Genomic DNA, 15,280 nt, shown 5'->3' with positions numbered 1-15,280 from the left:
TCATTGGTCCTTCGCAAGCCCAATTTTCCCTTACAGACAAGGCACTCTCGCCTTTTCACCTCACGTGTTGTCCAAATTCCCGTGAAACGCCGAGGTTAGCGGGCGCCGGCGCGGTGCGGGCAGAGAATGACGGCTGCCGGGGTGCTCACCTTCACCGGTGGCCTGGACGACGCTGCGCCCGTGTTCAATGTCGATGCGTCGAGCGGCACGCCGCTGTTCACCGACGGTCCGTACGTCGAGTCCAAGGAGTATCTCGCCGGCTTCGCCGTCGTGGACGTGGCCGACGAGGAGGCTGCCCGGCTGTGGGCGGGGAAGATCGCGGTGGCCTGCGGTTGGCCGCAGGAGGTACGGCGTTTCCAGTACGCAACCACCGACGTGGCCCCCGAGACTGCCGAGACTGCCTGAACGCCCGACCCGCGCAGACAAAAGGCCCCCGGCGGAGGTTCGAGCGCCTGGGGCCTTCCGTTGTGGAGCGGGTGACGAGAATCGAACTCGCGTAGTCAGTTTGGAAGACTGGGGCTCTACCATTGAGCTACACCCGCGTGCGCCCGCTCGGCGGGCACTCGGACATGATTCCACATCCCCGGGCTCGGTCTCAAACCGGTTCGGGGGTGGGGTGGTGGCGCGAGCACTGGTTCGGGTCGACTAGACTCGTGCGGTCACTGCGGGGCGTAGCGTAGTGGCTAGCGCGCCTGCTTTGGGAGCAGGAGACCGCAGGTTCGAGTCCTGTCGCCCCGACAAACCCCCTGCAGCACCGGTGCAGTGCGGGCTGTCACCGTGCTGTGAATGTCATCGAATCAAGGAGAACCGCCACCGTGAAGAGCACCGTCGAGTCCTTGAGCCCGACCAAGGTCAAGCTCATCGTCGAGGTGCCGTTCGAGGAACTCAAGCCGAGCCTCGACGCGGCGTACCAGAGCATCGCCTCGCAGATCACCGTCCCGGGGTTCCGCAAGGGCAAGGTCCCGCCGCAGGTCATCGACCAGCGGGTCGGTCGCGGCCCGGTGCTCGAAGAGGCGATCAACGACGCCCTCCCGAAGCTGTACTCGCAGGCGGTCACTGACAACCAGGTCAAGGCGATCGGCCGGCCCGAGGTCGACGTGACCGAGTTCAACGACAAGGAGAGCCTGCAGTTCTCCGCCGAGGTCGAGGTGCGCCCGGAGATCACGCTGCCGGACCTGGAGGGTCTGGAGGCCGAGGTCGAGGACATCGCGGTCAGCGACGACGAGGTGACCGAGCAGATCGAGGCGCTCCAGCAGCGCTTCGGCTCGCTGAACCCGGTCGAGCGCGCGGTCCAGGACAAGGACTACATCACTCTCGACCTGTCCGCGAGCAAGGACGGCGAGAAGGTCGAGGAGGCGCAGGCCACCGGCCTGTCGTACCAGGTCGGCAGCGGCCAGCTGCTGGACGGCTTGGACGAGGCCGTCACCGGGCTGAACGCCGGTGAGAGCAAGACCTTCGTCACCCAGCTGGTCGGCGGCGCGCTGAAGGGCGAGGACGTCGACGTCGAGGTGACCGTGACCGCGGTCAAGGAGCAGGAGCTGCCGGAGTTCGACGACGAGTTCGCGCAGACCGCGTCGGAGTTCGACACCGCCGACGAGCTCAAGGCCGACGTACAGGCCCGGCTGGAGCGCGGCAAGCGGCTCGAGCAGGCCGGCGAGGCGCGTGACGCCGTACTGGAGAAGATCCTCACGCTGGTCGAGGTGCCGGTGCCGGAGGGTCTGCTGACCGACGAGCTGGCCGCCCGCAAGGAGAACCTGGAGCAGCAGCTCGGGTACTCCGGGATGTCGTTCGAGCAGTTCCTGGAGGGCGAGGAGCAGACCCAGGAAGAGTTCGACGAGGACCTGAAGAAGCGCTCCGAGGACGCGATCAAGGCGCAGTTCGTGCTCGACCTGGTGGCCGAGCAGCAGGAGCTGAGCGTCAACGACCAGGAGCTCACCGAGCACATCGTCCGGCACGCGCAGCGTTCCGGCGTCAGCCCGGACCAGTTCGCCCAGCACGCCGTCGAGAACAACCTGGTGCCGAGCCTGGTCTCCGAGGTCGTCCGCGGCAAGGCGCTCGCCCACCTGGTCGAGAACGCCAAGGTCACCGACGCCTCCGGCAACGTGGTCGAGCTGAAGACCCTGCAGCCGGACGGCACGTACGCCGACCCGGAGGCAGAGGCAGCCGCGGCGGAGTCGGCCGAGGAGACGCCGGCCGAGGAGCCCGCGAAGGCCTGAGCTGTCCGACGAGCGGCCCGGAACCACTGTGGTTCCGGGCCGCTCGCGCGTCTCCGGCCGATCGCGAACCGCAACCGAACCCCGAAGTACCTGACCGGTAAGCCTTCGAGGAGTGCCGGGCGGTGCGAATCACACCAGCAGAATTCGCTCAGAGCAGACGGAATGCGCCGTGGGATGCGCCGTGAGCGAACACCTGAGGCCCAGCCTTAGGTCTGTCGCCGCAGCCCAGTAATGTCGGCTTCGTGAACGAGACATTTGCAGCCAGCCCCACCGCCGCGGGCGGCAACGGTTCCGGCGGACTCGACGACCACATCTACCAGCGCCTGCTGAGCAACCGGATCATCTTCCTGGGGTCCGAGGTTCGCGACGACAACGCGAACGCGATCTGCGCGCAGATGCTGCTCCTCAACGCCGAGGACCCCAACAAGGACATCTGGCTGTACATCAACTCGCCGGGTGGTTCGGTGGACTCCGGCATGGCGATCTACGACACCATGCAGTGGATCTCCAACGACGTCGCCACCGTCGGGATGGGCCTGGCCGCCTCGATGGGCCAGTTCCTGCTCTGCGCCGGTGCGAAGGACAAGCGCTTCGCCCTGCCGCACGCGCGGATCATGATGCACCAGCCCTCCGGCGGTATGGGTGGTACGGCGTCGGACATCAAGATCCAGGCCGAGCAGTCGCTGCACATCAAGGCGCAGCTGTTCAAGCTGATCGCCGAGCACACCGGCCAGCCGCTCGAGCAGGTCGAGAACGACGCCGACCGCGACCGATGGTTCACCGCCGACGCGGCCAAGGAGTACGGCTTCATCGACCACGTGGTCGCGAGCGCCGCTCAGCTCACCTCCGGCAGCCCGAACTCCTGATCTCCCACTCCGTCAGTTAAGGACGAACAATGAACTACTTCATCCCGCAGTGGGAGGAGCGCACGTCGTACGGCATGCGCCGGATCGACCCCTACACGAAGCTGTTCGAGGACCGCATCATCTTCCTCGGGACGCCGATCACCGACGAGATCGCGAACGCGGTGATGGCGCAGCTGCTGTGCCTGCAGTCGATGGACTCCGACCGCGACATCAGCATCTACATCAACTCCCCGGGCGGCTCGTTCACCGCGCTGACCGCGATCTATGACACCGTCCGCTACATCAAGCCCGACGTCCAGACCGTGTGCCTGGGCCAGGCCGCCTCGGCCGCCGCGGTCCTGCTCGCGGCCGGTACGCCGGGTAAGCGCCTCGCGCTGCCGAACAGCCGGATCATCATCCACCAGCCGGCCACCGAGGGCACCTACGGGCAGTCGAGCGACATCGAGATCCAGGCGAACGAGATCCTCCGCCTGCGCGCTCTGCTGGAGAAGATGATCTCCGAGGCCAGCGGCAAGTCGCTGGAGGAGGTCTCGCGTGACATCGAGCGGGACAAGTTCCTGACCGCCGACCAGGCCATCGAGTACGGCCTGATCGACGACGTCCTGCAAACCCTCAAGTCCCCGGTCCCGGCCGGCGTCTGAGCAGGTGCTCGGGAACCGGTTCCGGCCGGTGCCCGAGCCTGCCGCTCCGCTCCGGCGGGGTGACGGTATGGGTCACAGGGGGCTGTCAAGGGCCTGGCGCGTTCGCCACCGGCGTAGTCACAACCCGGCGGTGAGCGCGGCGTTTCGGCCCCGGACGGGGTACCGTCGAATTCGGGATTGGGGTAGTCGTGTCAGTGACCTGGCGCCCCGGCCCGAGCGGCCCACGCCCCCCTTGGCCCACGTTTCGACTTGCGCATAGAAGGGATCTGTCCCGGTGGCACGCATAGGTGACGGCGGCGACCTGCTGAAGTGCTCGTTCTGCGGTAAGAGCCAGAAGCAGGTCAAGAAGCTCATCGCCGGTCCCGGCGTCTACATCTGCGACGAATGCATCGATCTCTGTAACGAGATCATCGAGGAGGAGCTGAACGAGGGCTCCGAGGTCGGACTCACCGAGCTGCCCAAGCCGCGGGAGATCTACGACTTCCTCAATGCGTACGTTGTCGGACAGGACGTGGCCAAGAAGGCTCTCGCGGTGGCGGTGTACAACCACTACAAGCGGGTCCGTGACGGCCAGGGCAGCTCCAGTGCCGGCCGGCACGCCAAGGACGAGGCCGTCGAGCTGGCCAAGTCCAACATCCTGCTGATCGGCCCGACCGGCTGCGGCAAGACCTACCTCGCCCAGACGCTGGCCCGGATGCTGAACGTTCCGTTCGCGATCGCCGATGCTACCGCGCTGACCGAGGCGGGGTATGTCGGTGAAGACGTCGAGAACATCCTGCTCAAGCTGATCCAGGCGGCCGACTACGACGTCAAGAAGGCCGAGACCGGGATCATCTACATCGACGAGGTCGACAAGATCGCCCGCAAGAGCGAGAACCCGTCGATCACCCGCGATGTCTCGGGCGAGGGTGTGCAGCAGGCCCTGCTGAAGATCCTGGAGGGTACGACGGCCTCCGTGCCGCCGCAGGGTGGTCGCAAGCACCCGCACCAGGAGTTCATCCAGATCGACACCACCAACGTGCTGTTCATCGTCGGCGGAGCGTTCGCCGGCCTGGATCACATGGTGGAGCAGCGGGTCGGCAAGAAGACCCTCGGCTTCAACGCCTCGCGTGAGCCGGAGAAGCCGAAGGAGCTCGGCGGGTACGCCGACGTCATGCCGGAGGACCTGCTCAAGTTCGGCCTGATCCCCGAGTTCATCGGTCGGCTCCCGGTGATCACCACGGTGTCCCCGCTGGACCGCGACGCGCTGATCAAGATCCTGTCCGAGCCGAAGAACGCGCTGGTCAAGCAGTACCGGCGGCTCTTCGAGATCGACAACGTCGAGCTCGAGTTCAGCGACGACGCTGTCGAGGCGATCGCGGACCAGGCGCTGCTGCGCGGCACCGGCGCTCGTGGTCTGCGGGCCATCATGGAAGAGGTTCTCCTCAACGTGATGTACGAGGTGCCGAGCCGCGAGGACGTGGCCAAGGTCGTCGTCACCGGTGAGGTCGTGCTGGAGAACGTGAACCCCACGCTGATCCCGCGCGACCAGATCGAGCGCAAGCGCGAGCGCCGCGAGAAGACCGCCTGACGCGATTTGCAGAAGGAGGCCGGGATCCGCTGAATGGCGGAGTCCCGGCCTCCTTCTCGTGGTGTAGGGGACCGCAGTGGCCAGCCGCCTACGGTCGGTGACTACGGCGGACGCCGTACCGGCCAATGCGGTGCAATGTGCGCGGTGGGGTGTGTACGCCGAGCAGGACCTGCTCGTCTACCAGCAGTCGCTGCGTGTCTACGACGCGGTGCAGCTCGTGCCGGTGCAAGGGTCACATGCATTGGGTATCGCTTACTTGAACTGGGCCAGACAAGCTCCTTGGAGGAAGCAGTGAGATTGCTACGTGTCCACACCGACGCCGGGCTGCGTGACGCCGTACTGACCGAGGACGGTCGGGTGGCGACGCTCGCGGGCGAGGCCGAGTCGTTCGATCCGGCCCGGTGGCCGGCCGGCGTTGGCGCCGGACAGAAACCGCCGCGGTACCTCCGCGCGGGTGACGTCCTTCGCGTCTGGGCCGACGGACTGGGCGAGCAGCACACGCGGCTGGTCTGATGATCATCGACAAGCTCGCGGTCGAGGTCTTCCCGGACCCAGTCACCTTGGGCACCGCGGCTGGAGCGGCGGCGGCCGAGTCCCTGCGCCGGACCATCGAGGCACAGGGCTCGGCCCGGTTGGTGCTGGCCGCCGCACCGAGCCAGGCGCACACGCTGGCTGCCCTGTCCGTTGCTGAGGGCATCGATTGGTCGAAGGTCCAGGCGTTCCACATGGATGAGTACGTCGGTCTCCCGGCGGAGGCGGAGCAGCGGTTCGGCCGGTGGCTGGGGCGGCATTTCACAGCGTCGGCGCCGCTGACGGTGTTCGACCCGGCGGGTGGCTCCGATCCTGCCGCTGAGGCTGCTCGCTATGCGGGGCTGGTTTCGGAGCGGCCGATCGATGTTGTGCTGGCCGGGATCGGGGTCAATGGGCATCTCGCGTTCAACGATCCGCCGGCGGACTTCAGTACGTCCGACGTCGTGCAAGTGGTCGAGCTGGACGAGACCAGTCGGCGGCAGCAGGTGGATGAAGGGTTGTTCGCGCGACTTGACGACGTACCCGCGCAGGCGTGGACGCTGACTGTTCCGTTTTTGCTCTCGGCGCGGGAGATTTTCTGCATGGTGTCCGGCGTGGCGAAGGCGGAGGCCGTACGACGGACTTTGCAGGGGCCAGTGGATCCGGTGGTGCCGGCGAGTGCGCTGCGTACGCATCCGCGGGCTCGGTTGTTCGTGGATCGGGAGGCGGCTGGAGATGAGTGATTACTTGGCGAAGATCACGGAGCTGCTGGGACGGATCGAGGCGGAGGAAGGGGAGTCGATCGAGGCGGCCGCTCGGGTGATGGCTGAGCAGGTTGCGGGGGATCGGCTGATTCACGTGTACGGGCCGGGTGGGCATTCCAACCTTGCCTCGCAGGAGATCTTCTTCCGGGCCGGTGGGCTGATGCATGTGTCGGCGATCCTGGACGAAGGGACGTTGCTGTCGAACGGCGCGTTGCGGTCGATGGCGGTGGAGCGGACGGCTGGGTACGGGCGGATCGTGATCGAGAACGCCGGACTTGGCGCGGATGATGTGCTGATCCTGGTGAATGCGTATGGGATCAACACTGTGCTCATCGACGCGGCGCTGACGGCGCGGGAGCGGGGTGTGCGGACGATCGGCGTGAGTTCGCGCGAGCATGCCGAGCGGACGGCGCAGGATCATCCGGCCAGGCATCCGTCCGCTGCCAACCTGCACGAGGTGGTCGACGTTGCGGTGGACACCAAGGTGCCGATCGGGGATGCGGTGATCGAGCTCGACGGGATGACAGAGCGGGTTGGGGCGGTGTCCACGTTTGCGAGTGCGTTCGCGCTCAACACGATGGTGGTGCGGACGATCGAGCTGCTCCTCGCGCAGGGTGTCGTGCCGCCGGTGTGGCGCAGTGGCAATGCGCCGGGTGGGGACGCGGCCAACGCGGCCTTCATCGGCCGCTTCCGAGAGCGAGTCCGGTGGCTGTAGACAGGCTGACGGGCCGCGACCCGTGGTCGGGCGACATCCTCCACCTCGACCACACCGCCGGCCGCATCACCACGATCACCCGTACCCAAGCAGGCGGCGGGAGTGAACTGCCTTGGATCTGTAGCGGGCTGGTGGATCTGCAGGTCAATGGGTTTGGGGGGTTCGATGTGAATGGGGAGGAGGTGTCGGTCGAGAGTGTTGTGGGGTTGCGGGAGGCGTTGCGGAAGGTGGGGGTTACGCGGTTCGTGCCGACGGTGATCACCGCGGATGCCGAGCGGATGCGGCGGGCGGTGCGCGTGGTCGCAGAGGCGCGGCGGCGGGATGCGGAGGTTGCGGCGGCGGTGCCGTTCGTACATCTCGAAGGGCCGCACATCTCGGATCAGGACGGGCCGCGTGGCTGCCACGATGCGGCCGAGGTGCGGCCGCCTGATCTGGCGGAGTTCGAGCTGTGCCAGCAGGAATCGGGCGGACTCGTCGGGTTGATGACGATCTCGCCGCACTGGCCGGGCAGCGCGGAATTCATCGCCGCGGTAGTCGCGTCCGGCACCCGGGTGGCGATCGGCCACACCCACGCCGATGCGGCCCAGATCCGCGCCGCAGTGGACGCCGGCGCGAGCCTGAGCACGCATCTCGGTAACGGCGCGCATGCCCAGCTCCCCCGCCACCCGAACTACCTTTGGACGCAACTGGCCGACGACCGCCTGCAGGCGGGTTTCATTGCCGACGGCCACCATCTGCCCGCGGACACGTTCGTCGCAATGGTCCGGGCGAAGGGCCTCGACCACTCGTTCCTGGTTTCCGACTCGGTCGCGATCGGCGGCCTGGCGCCCGGCGACTACTCGTCGACCGTCGGCGGCGACGTGGAGCTCACCGACGACGGACGACTCCTCGTGCGCGGTACGCCGTACCTCGCCGGAGCGGCCGCACCACTCGCGGACGGGGTCGCCTGGGCGGCCCGATCCTTCTCGTTGCCAGCTGCCCTCACGATGGCGACGACCAACCCCGGCCGGATCATCGACGAGGCCGGCGGCGAGCTGCGTCCGGGCACCCGCATCGCGGACGTGATCACCTTCGACTGGCAGCCCGGCGACCGCGAGCTGTCCTTCCGCTGAGAATGCGCCATGGCGAGAGTCCCACGTTCGGCGTGGTCGTGCCCGCCACGGCGTCGACCGCCGATGCCGCCACAGTACGTAGGACTTACTGCTGCAGGGCGGACGCGATGGCGTCGGTGAGGGGAGTGGTGGGGCGGCCGATCAGGCGGCTCAGGTCGGAGCCTCGGCCGGCCAGCAGGCCCCGCTCGATCGCGGCGTCGACGTCGACGAGGATCGGCGCGAACTGCTCCGGTACGCCGGCTCCGGTCAGGATCCCGAGGAGGGTCTCGCCCGGAACGTTGTTGTAGGCAACGTCCTGCCCCGACTGCCGCGAGAGCTCGGCGGCGTACTCGGCCAGCGTCCAGGCGCTGTCGCCGTTCAGCTCGTACGCCGTCTTCTCGTGACCCGCACCGGTCAGTACGACCGCAGCCGCGGCTGCGTAGTCGCGCCGGGAGGCCGACCCGATCCGGCCGTCGCCCGCGCTGCCGATGACCCCGTGCTCCAGCTGTACGGCGATCTGGTCGGTGTAGACCTCGTGGTACCAGCCGTTGCGCAGGAACGTGTACGGCAGACCCGAATCGAGGATCGCCTGCTCGGTGGCGATGTGGTCGGCGGCCAGGTCGAAGTCGGCCTCCGGCCCGCCGAGCACGCTGGTATACGCGATCCGGGCGACGCCGGCCGCCTTGGCCGCGTCGATCACAGACTGGTGCTGGGCCCGCCGGGTCGGCTCGAGGCCGGAGATCAGCAAGACCGTGTCGCCGGCGCCGAACGCCGTGGCCAGGGCAGCGGGGTCGCTGTAGTCGGCGATCCGGACCTCGACGCCACGCTCCGCGAGGCCGGACGCCTTCTCGGCGTTCCGGGCGACCGCGACGACCTGGTCGGCCGGTACCCGCTGCAGCAGTTCATCGATGACGAGTTGGCCCAGGTGGCCGGTGGCGGCGGTGACGACGATGCTCATCCGTACTCCTTGTCGTTGAGGGTGAGTCATCGACAGTAGGCGGCCTCAACGAGCGGTTCTATGTCCATGAAGCGCTGATTCATGTCCAATCGTCTTGAAGGGCTGGCGTATGATGCCAGTCATGGATGTTCTTGCCGATGTCGTCTCCGCGCTCCGGACAGGCCCGGCCACGTCCGGCCGGACCGATGTCCGGGGGCCGTGGGGGCTGCGGTTCGCCCACTCGTTCGGGGCGACGTTCCACCTGGTCCTGCAGGGGACAGCGTGGCTGCTGCCGCCGGATGGGGCGCCGATCGCGATGGGGCCGGGGGACGTGGTGCTGATGCCGCGCGGCCTCGAGCATGCGCTGGCGGACCATCCCGATTCGCCGCTGGTTGACTTCGATCCGGCGATCGAAGAGCCGGTCCAGGGTGGCGGTGCGCGGTCGCTACTGCTGTGCGGCACGTACCGGCTCGATCGCGAGCGCCCACATCCTGTGCTGAGCAGGCTGCCCGATGTCGTCTACGTGCCCGCGGACCCGGGCCGGCATCGCACGTTGCACTCCGCGATCGGCATCCTCGGTGAGGAGCTCGACGCCAATCGGCCGGGCGCGGCGGCCGTCGTACCGCCACTGGTCGACGCGCTGCTGGTGCTGATCCTGCGGGCCTGGCTGGAGGATCGCAACTGCCCGACCGAGAGCGGCTGGTCCCGGGCCCTCACCGATCCCGCCGTCGCGCGGTCGCTGGAGTTGATCCACGACCGGCCCGGCGCATCGTGGACGGTCGCGGACCTCGCGGCCGACGTCGGTCTGTCGCGGGCGGCGTTCGCCCGGAGGTTCACCGAGGCGGTCGGCGAGCCGCCGCTGACCTACCTTTCGCGCTGGCGGATGACCACCGCAGCCCGGCTGCTGCGTGACCACGACCGGCCGCTCGCGACGGTGGCGAAGGAGATCGGGTACACGTCCGAGTTCGCGTTCGCGAAGGCGTTCAAGCGCGACTTCGGCATCCCACCGGGCACCTATCGCAAGCAATTGACCGTCGTAGGCAACTGACCGTCAGTTCGTGAGGTCTTCCGGCCGGAGCGTGGCGACCAACTCGCCGCGACTCCGCACGCCGACTTTGGCGAACGCGGCCTTCAGATGGTCCTGGATCGTGTGCGGTGAGATCGACAGCCGGTCGGCGATCTCCGTGGTGGTGTGACCGGAGATCACCTCGAGGCAGATCTCCCGCTCCCGAGTGGTCAGTCCGTACGCCGCCAGCAGCATGCCGACCAGGTGGTGACCCGAGGCCGGCTCGATCGTGACCACGACCTCCTCCTGGTCCCCGATCAGCCGGCTGCCCTGCAGGACCACCCAACCGCCGGACGCCGTCTGCACCCGGGCCTGGAAGGTCCCGGCCGCCCGGGTCCCGGTGACGACCGCGCGAAGCAGTACGCCGAACCGCCCGGGAGCGATCTCGTTCAGCTCGTCCTGCCAGATCTGCGCGGCTGCGGTGATCGCACGCGGCTCCCCGCGAGGGTCGGTGACCACGATCGACGGGCCGACGCCTCCGCGGTACCCGTGCGCATCCGTGCGTACGGCGACTCGCGTGGCCGCGCCGATCACGGGCGCCACCGAGCCCAGGAACTCCACCTCGCGATCGCTGTAGTCCGGCCCGCTGCGGACGAACCCGGCCGCGCCCCAGCAATCCCCGTCGACCGTGAAGGTCGCCCGCACCTCATGCTCGATTCCGAGCGGCCGCCAGACCTCGTTCAGCCGCCGATGCCCGACGACCTGGCGGTAGGGCAGGTCGGACAGTCGTGCCACCGGGCGCGAACACCGGGCCAGTTCGGCGAACGAGTTCGGGTCGGTTCCGGCGTACTCCGTCTCGGCCAGCCGCGGCTCGTACTCGGGTGGGATGCGGTCGCGGCCGCTCGTCATCGAGCTGATCACCAGCGTGCCCGGGTCCATCCCGGCCCAGCAGGTCAGCTCACTGCCGATGACCTGCTCGACCACCTCGATCGCGGCGGCATGCAGGTCCACGACGCCCAGTCCTGACGTCGCCAGCGCCGCGATGTCCCGGCGCGCGGCTCGCGCCCGGCCCTCCCACATGGGCTCAGTATGCGCCGGCGTACCGACGCCGCCTATCCCGGAAATGTGGGGATTCCACCGCCTGCACGAGCCCATCGCGACGGGATATCCGCCAGCGCGCCCGATTCCTACGGTCGTGGCAAAGGGAGGACATCATGACCGAATCAGTACATCTCAGCACAGCAGGCACCGGCGCGGAGTACGTCGCGCCGGACGCGACCGTGACGGTCAAGGTCGGAGCCGAACACACGGGCGAGCAGTACGAGATCTTCGAGATCGACGCGCCGCGCGGCCAGGCCGGACCGCCGCACACCGAGTCGTGGAGCAAGGCGTTCTACGTCCTGCAGGGCCGGATCCTGGTCCAGGCCGGCGACCAGGGGTACGACCTCGGCCCGGGTTCGTCGATCAGCATCCCGGCCGGCACCGTGAACACCTTCTCGGTACTCACGCCCGCCGCGAAGTTCCTCGCGGTCAGTCAGACCGGCCGGATGGGCGCGTTCTTCGCCGACCTCGCCACCGCCGACCCGACCGACTATGCCGCCCTGGGAGAGATCTCGGGCCGCCACGGCGTGGAAGTACTCCGATGAGTACGGCGGCGCAGGTGCTCGCTGTGGTGATCGCGGTGATGCTCGCCGGGGTGTGGGTGATGGAGTCGTTCCTCTACCGCCAACCGAGGCTGTACTCGATGTTCCTGACCAAGCCCCGGGACTTCGACGCGGTCCGGCTGTGGACCGTGAACATGGGCTTCTACAACCTGACCACGGCGATCGCTCTGGTCGCAGGCGTCGTACTCGCGCGGTCCGGTCAGGTCCCGGCGGGCGAGGCGCTGGTGACATTCACCGCGGCCCAGCACACGTTCATGGCGGTGGTGCTGGTCGTGTCGGAGCGAAGGCTCTGGCTGAACGCGCTGCTCGAGGGGATTCCTGCCCTGGGATTGCTCATTCTGATCCTGAGCTGACCTGTAGGAAAGTTACGAACATTGCGCAATCATGGGCATGAAACACCGCACACCACTCATGGTCCCCGGAATGTCACCGACAGTTCGACCGGTCCGGGGGCCAGCCGCCCTGAGTACCCGTGAAGGTGAGGCCCATGAGCCCAATCAGTCGCAGGACCCTTGTTTTCGGCGGTATTGCCGCGGCCGGCGTCAGCGCGCTCCCGGCCCGTTCGGCCGTGATCGCGGCCACCGCGGCAGTCCCGTACCCGTTCCAATTGGGTGTCGCCTCCGGCGAACCCGATGCGAACAGCGTCGTGCTGTGGACCCGGCTGGCCCCGTCGCCGGTGAACGCCGACGGCCAGGGCGGGATGGCGAACGCCGATGTCACCGTCGATTGGCAGGTGTCGACCACCGATACCTTCAGCACCCTCGTGGCCTCCGGCTCGGTCGCCGCGAAGTACGCCGCCGCCCACTCGGTGCACGTCATCGCGGGCGGTCTGAGCCCGGACTCCGACTACTACTATCGCTTCCGCGCACAGGGCCACCTCTCACCAGTCGGCCGTACCCGCACCACTCCCGCGGTCGGTGCGGCAGGCCGTGACCTGGTGATGGCATTCACCTCGTGTTCGCACTACGAAGAGGGCTACTTCACCGTCTACCGCCGGATGGCCGAGGAGAACCCAGGCGTCATCCTGCACCTGGGCGACTACATCTACGAGTACGGCCCGACGACCGGTCGGCCGCGCTTGCACGCAGGCACCGCCGAGATCGTGTCCCTCGCGAACTACCGTCAGCGGTACGCGCAGTACAAGACGGACCCGGATCTCCAGGCCGCCCACGCTGCCGCGCCGTGGATCGTCGTACCGGACGACCACGAGGTGGAGAACAACTACGCGGGGACAGTGCGCGAGAACAACACCCCGGCGCTGACTGCCGCGCAGTGGACCGCTCGGCGGTCGGCGGCGTACCAGGCGTACTACGAGAACATGCCGCTGCGGCCCGCGCAGGTGAACAGTGGCAACAGCATCCAGCTGTACCGACGGCTGCGATGGGGGAGTCTGGCAACGTTCCACATGCTCGACACCCGGCAGTACCGCAACGACCAGGCCTGTGGTGATGGCTGGCAGCTCTGCTCGGACGCGGACCTGGCGTCGCGCAGTCTGCCCGGCAACTCGCAGGAGACCTGGCTGCTCGACGGTCTGAACCAGCACCTCGGCACCTGGGACATCATCGGCCAGCAGGTGTTCTTCGCGCGGCGGTTCAACTCGACCGGCGCCAGCATGGACTCGTGGGACGGCTACCGCGCGTCCCGCGCCCGGATCCAGCAGGGCTGGGTCGACCGCGCTGTTCGCAATCCCGTCGTACTCACGGGAGACGTGCACCGGGCCTGGGCCAGTGACCTGAAGGCCGACTACAACAACGCGAGTTCGGCGACCATCGGCACGGAGCTCGTGACGAGTTCGGTGACGTCGAGCGGAGACGGGGACGGCGCGACCACGATCCCCGATGTCGGGACCAACCCGTGGCTGAAGTTCTACAACAACCGCCGCGGCTACGTCCGTACGACGATCAGCCCGACGCAACTGCGGGCCGACTTCCGGGCGGTGGCGAAGGTGTCCGAGCATGGCGCCGCTGCGACCACGGCGAAGTCGTTCGTCGTCCAAGAGGGCCGGCCCGGCCTGCAGGCGGTGTGAGGCAACCATGAGGAAGACACTGAAGAAGACACTCGCCATCACCGCACTGGCAGCGACCACTCTGACGTTCAACGCCACGACCGCTGAGGCTCACATCGCCGCACCGACCTGGATGACCGCCAACAGTGTTTCCACCGGCGACCAGGACGCCCCTTCGATTGCGACCAACCGCAACGGCTATGTGGCCGTGGTGTGGGAGGACGACCGCGACACGGACAACGCGACCGACAACGTGCACAGCGAGATCTTCATCCGGCTGTTCCACAACGGAACGTCGGTCTACGAGAAGAAGCTCTCCGCCGGCGGCAGCAGTGGGGTGACGAACTGGCGTCACCTGCACCCGGATGTCGGACTCGATGACAAGGGCAACGCCGTCGTGGTGTGGCAGGACGATCCGGACGGCAACGGCTATTACAACGTCCCATACCGGGTCGTGAACACCGCAGGCACGGTGACCGCCTCCGGCAACGCCAACACCAGTGCCGACGGGCAGCAGATCAACCCGCGGGTCGCCGTCGACCCGGATGGTGCGCCGAGCGGTGCTGCCGTCGCGTTCACTGTGGTGTGGGAGGACATCCAGACCGGCACCCAGCCGACGGTCAAGGCGGCCGGGTACACGGGCCCGACCACCAGGGCCTGGGAGGTCACCGCCTCGACGACGACCGGGCAGCACCACAACCCGGACGTGGCCGTGTCCGCCTCGGGTGATGCGGTCGTCGTCTGGGAGGACGATGGCGATGCGAACTCGTCGTACGAAGTCGGGTTGATCCGGCTGAGCCGGACCAACGGTGCGGCCACGCTGTCCCGCCGGGTCGCGAACGCCAACACCAGCGGCCAGCAGACTCACCCATCGGTCGCGGCCAACTTCAACGGTGACTTCGCTGTTGCCTGGGAGTCCGACCACACCGGTACGGCGGGCGCCTGGACGCGCAACTTCACGTCGACGGGGACCGCCCGGTACGCCGACGTACAGCTGGCGACCGGTGCGAAGGCGCCGTCGATCGGCATCGATGATCAAGCGCAGACGGTGGTCGGCTGGACGGTCCAGGCGACCACCCTCGACGTCTGGGTCCGCGGCTTCGGCACAGATGGCACCGACACGGGCCGGCTGTCGGCTCAGCAGTTGAGCTCGCTGCCGGACGGACGTCAGGAGCAGATGACAGTAGCCGTGTCGCCGTTCGCCGAGGTGGCTGTGGCTTACACCGACGACAACGACGGGAACACGTACGACCAGATCTACCTGGGCACCGGAATCTCCAACAACAGTTGGTGAA

16 protein-coding genes, 2 tRNA genes and 1 pseudogene are annotated in these 15,280 nt (G+C 67.8%); 16 read left to right on the top strand and 3 right to left on the bottom strand.

Features of this window, described 5'->3' with window-relative positions; all coding sequences use genetic code 11:
• Window positions 1-126: 126 nt before the first annotated feature.
• A pseudogene (locus ACZ3HV_RS43625) lies at window positions 127-303 on the top strand (YciI family protein); the annotation flags it as partial.
• A gap of 165 nt (window positions 304-468) precedes the next feature.
• Here the strand turns inward: ACZ3HV_RS43625 and ACZ3HV_RS43620 are convergent.
• Window positions 469-542 (bottom strand) — tRNA-Gly (locus tag ACZ3HV_RS43620).
• A 123-nt stretch (window positions 543-665) separates the two neighbouring features.
• Here ACZ3HV_RS43620 and ACZ3HV_RS43615 point away from each other — a divergent pair.
• The 10 genes from ACZ3HV_RS43615 to ACZ3HV_RS43570 all read left to right on the top strand — a co-directional run bounded on the left by ACZ3HV_RS43615 (window position 666) and on the right by ACZ3HV_RS43570 (window position 8,394).
• Window positions 666-738: transfer RNA gene (locus ACZ3HV_RS43615), tRNA-Pro, on the top strand.
• A 77-nt stretch (window positions 739-815) separates the two neighbouring features.
• Window positions 816-2,216 (top strand): trigger factor, encoded by a 1,401-nt coding sequence (gene tig / locus ACZ3HV_RS43610; RefSeq protein ID WP_465693727.1) that lies wholly within the window; start codon window positions 816-818, stop codon window positions 2,214-2,216.
• 242 nt (window positions 2,217-2,458) lie between these two features.
• Entirely contained in the window at window positions 2,459-3,082 is a 624-nt protein-coding gene (locus tag ACZ3HV_RS43605) for a ClpP family protease (RefSeq protein WP_360370777.1), read from the top strand.
• A gap of 29 nt (window positions 3,083-3,111) precedes the next feature.
• Window positions 3,112-3,723 carry an ATP-dependent Clp protease proteolytic subunit gene (locus ACZ3HV_RS43600; protein ID WP_360370780.1) on the top strand — a complete coding sequence of 204 codons (612 nt, stop codon included), beginning with the start codon at window positions 3,112-3,114 and terminating at the stop codon, window positions 3,721-3,723.
• A gap of 274 nt (window positions 3,724-3,997) precedes the next feature.
• Window positions 3,998-5,293 (top strand): ATP-dependent Clp protease ATP-binding subunit ClpX, encoded by a 1,296-nt coding sequence (clpX, locus tag ACZ3HV_RS43595; protein WP_465693725.1) that lies wholly within the window; start codon window positions 3,998-4,000, stop codon window positions 5,291-5,293.
• A gap of 97 nt (window positions 5,294-5,390) precedes the next feature.
• On the top strand, window positions 5,391-5,588 hold the full coding sequence (locus ACZ3HV_RS43590; RefSeq protein WP_465693724.1) for a hypothetical protein: 198 nt from the start codon (window positions 5,391-5,393) through the stop codon (window positions 5,586-5,588).
• Entirely contained in the window at window positions 5,585-5,806 is a 222-nt protein-coding gene (locus ACZ3HV_RS43585; RefSeq protein ID WP_465693723.1) for a hypothetical protein, read from the top strand. The genes ACZ3HV_RS43590 and ACZ3HV_RS43585 overlap by 4 nt, the downstream gene beginning before the upstream one ends.
• The gene (locus ACZ3HV_RS43580; RefSeq protein WP_465693721.1) at window positions 5,806-6,546 is read left to right on the top strand and encodes a 6-phosphogluconolactonase; all 741 of its coding nucleotides are present in this window, start codon (window positions 5,806-5,808) and stop codon (window positions 6,544-6,546) included. The genes ACZ3HV_RS43585 and ACZ3HV_RS43580 overlap by 1 nt, the downstream gene beginning before the upstream one ends.
• Window positions 6,539-7,282, top strand: coding sequence for a sugar isomerase domain-containing protein (locus tag ACZ3HV_RS43575; RefSeq protein WP_465693720.1), 744 nt, complete (start codon window positions 6,539-6,541; stop codon window positions 7,280-7,282). Before ACZ3HV_RS43580 ends, ACZ3HV_RS43575 begins: the two co-directional genes overlap by 8 nt.
• Entirely contained in the window at window positions 7,273-8,394 is a 1,122-nt protein-coding gene (locus ACZ3HV_RS43570; RefSeq protein WP_465693719.1) for an N-acetylglucosamine-6-phosphate deacetylase, read from the top strand. The genes ACZ3HV_RS43575 and ACZ3HV_RS43570 overlap by 10 nt, the downstream gene beginning before the upstream one ends.
• An 85-nt stretch (window positions 8,395-8,479) precedes the next feature.
• Here the strand turns inward: ACZ3HV_RS43570 and ACZ3HV_RS43565 are convergent, their stop codons facing one another.
• Entirely contained in the window at window positions 8,480-9,331 is an 852-nt protein-coding gene (locus ACZ3HV_RS43565; protein WP_465693718.1) for an SDR family oxidoreductase, read from the bottom strand.
• Between the two features lie 121 nt (window positions 9,332-9,452).
• Here ACZ3HV_RS43565 and ACZ3HV_RS43560 point away from each other — a divergent pair, with 121 nt between their 5' ends.
• Window positions 9,453-10,358: an AraC family transcriptional regulator gene (locus ACZ3HV_RS43560; protein ID WP_465693716.1), complete on the top strand. Its 906-nt coding sequence runs from the start codon at window positions 9,453-9,455 to the stop codon at window positions 10,356-10,358.
• Between the two features lie 3 nt (window positions 10,359-10,361).
• On the opposite strand, the gene ACZ3HV_RS43555 is transcribed toward ACZ3HV_RS43560, so the two are convergent.
• A complete protein-coding gene (locus ACZ3HV_RS43555; RefSeq protein WP_465693715.1) occupies window positions 10,362-11,396 on the bottom strand; it encodes a helix-turn-helix transcriptional regulator in 1,035 nt (344 codons plus the stop codon).
• A gap of 134 nt (window positions 11,397-11,530) precedes the next feature.
• Between ACZ3HV_RS43555 and ACZ3HV_RS43550 the strand changes: the two genes are divergently transcribed.
• From ACZ3HV_RS43550 to ACZ3HV_RS43535, 4 genes are all read left to right on the top strand, one after another.
• Window positions 11,531-11,962, top strand: coding sequence for a cupin domain-containing protein (locus ACZ3HV_RS43550; protein WP_360370810.1), 432 nt, complete (start codon window positions 11,531-11,533; stop codon window positions 11,960-11,962).
• Window positions 11,959-12,333 carry a DUF1304 family protein gene (locus tag ACZ3HV_RS43545; protein WP_465693713.1) on the top strand — a complete coding sequence of 125 codons (375 nt, stop codon included), beginning with the start codon at window positions 11,959-11,961 and terminating at the stop codon, window positions 12,331-12,333. Before ACZ3HV_RS43550 ends, ACZ3HV_RS43545 begins: the two co-directional genes overlap by 4 nt.
• A gap of 134 nt (window positions 12,334-12,467) precedes the next feature.
• On the top strand, window positions 12,468-14,006 hold the full coding sequence (locus tag ACZ3HV_RS43540) for an alkaline phosphatase D family protein (protein WP_465693711.1): 1,539 nt from the start codon (window positions 12,468-12,470) through the stop codon (window positions 14,004-14,006).
• A 7-nt stretch (window positions 14,007-14,013) separates the two neighbouring features.
• Window positions 14,014-15,279, top strand: a complete 1,266-nt coding sequence (locus ACZ3HV_RS43535) for a hypothetical protein (RefSeq protein ID WP_465693710.1) — start codon at window positions 14,014-14,016, stop codon at window positions 15,277-15,279.
• Window position 15,280 lies beyond the last annotated feature (1 nt).

It is taken from the genome of Kribbella sp. NPDC020701, assembly GCF_055562215.1.
Note: the sequence above shows the minus strand (reverse complement) of the source record. Positions and strands in the feature narration are given on the sequence as shown.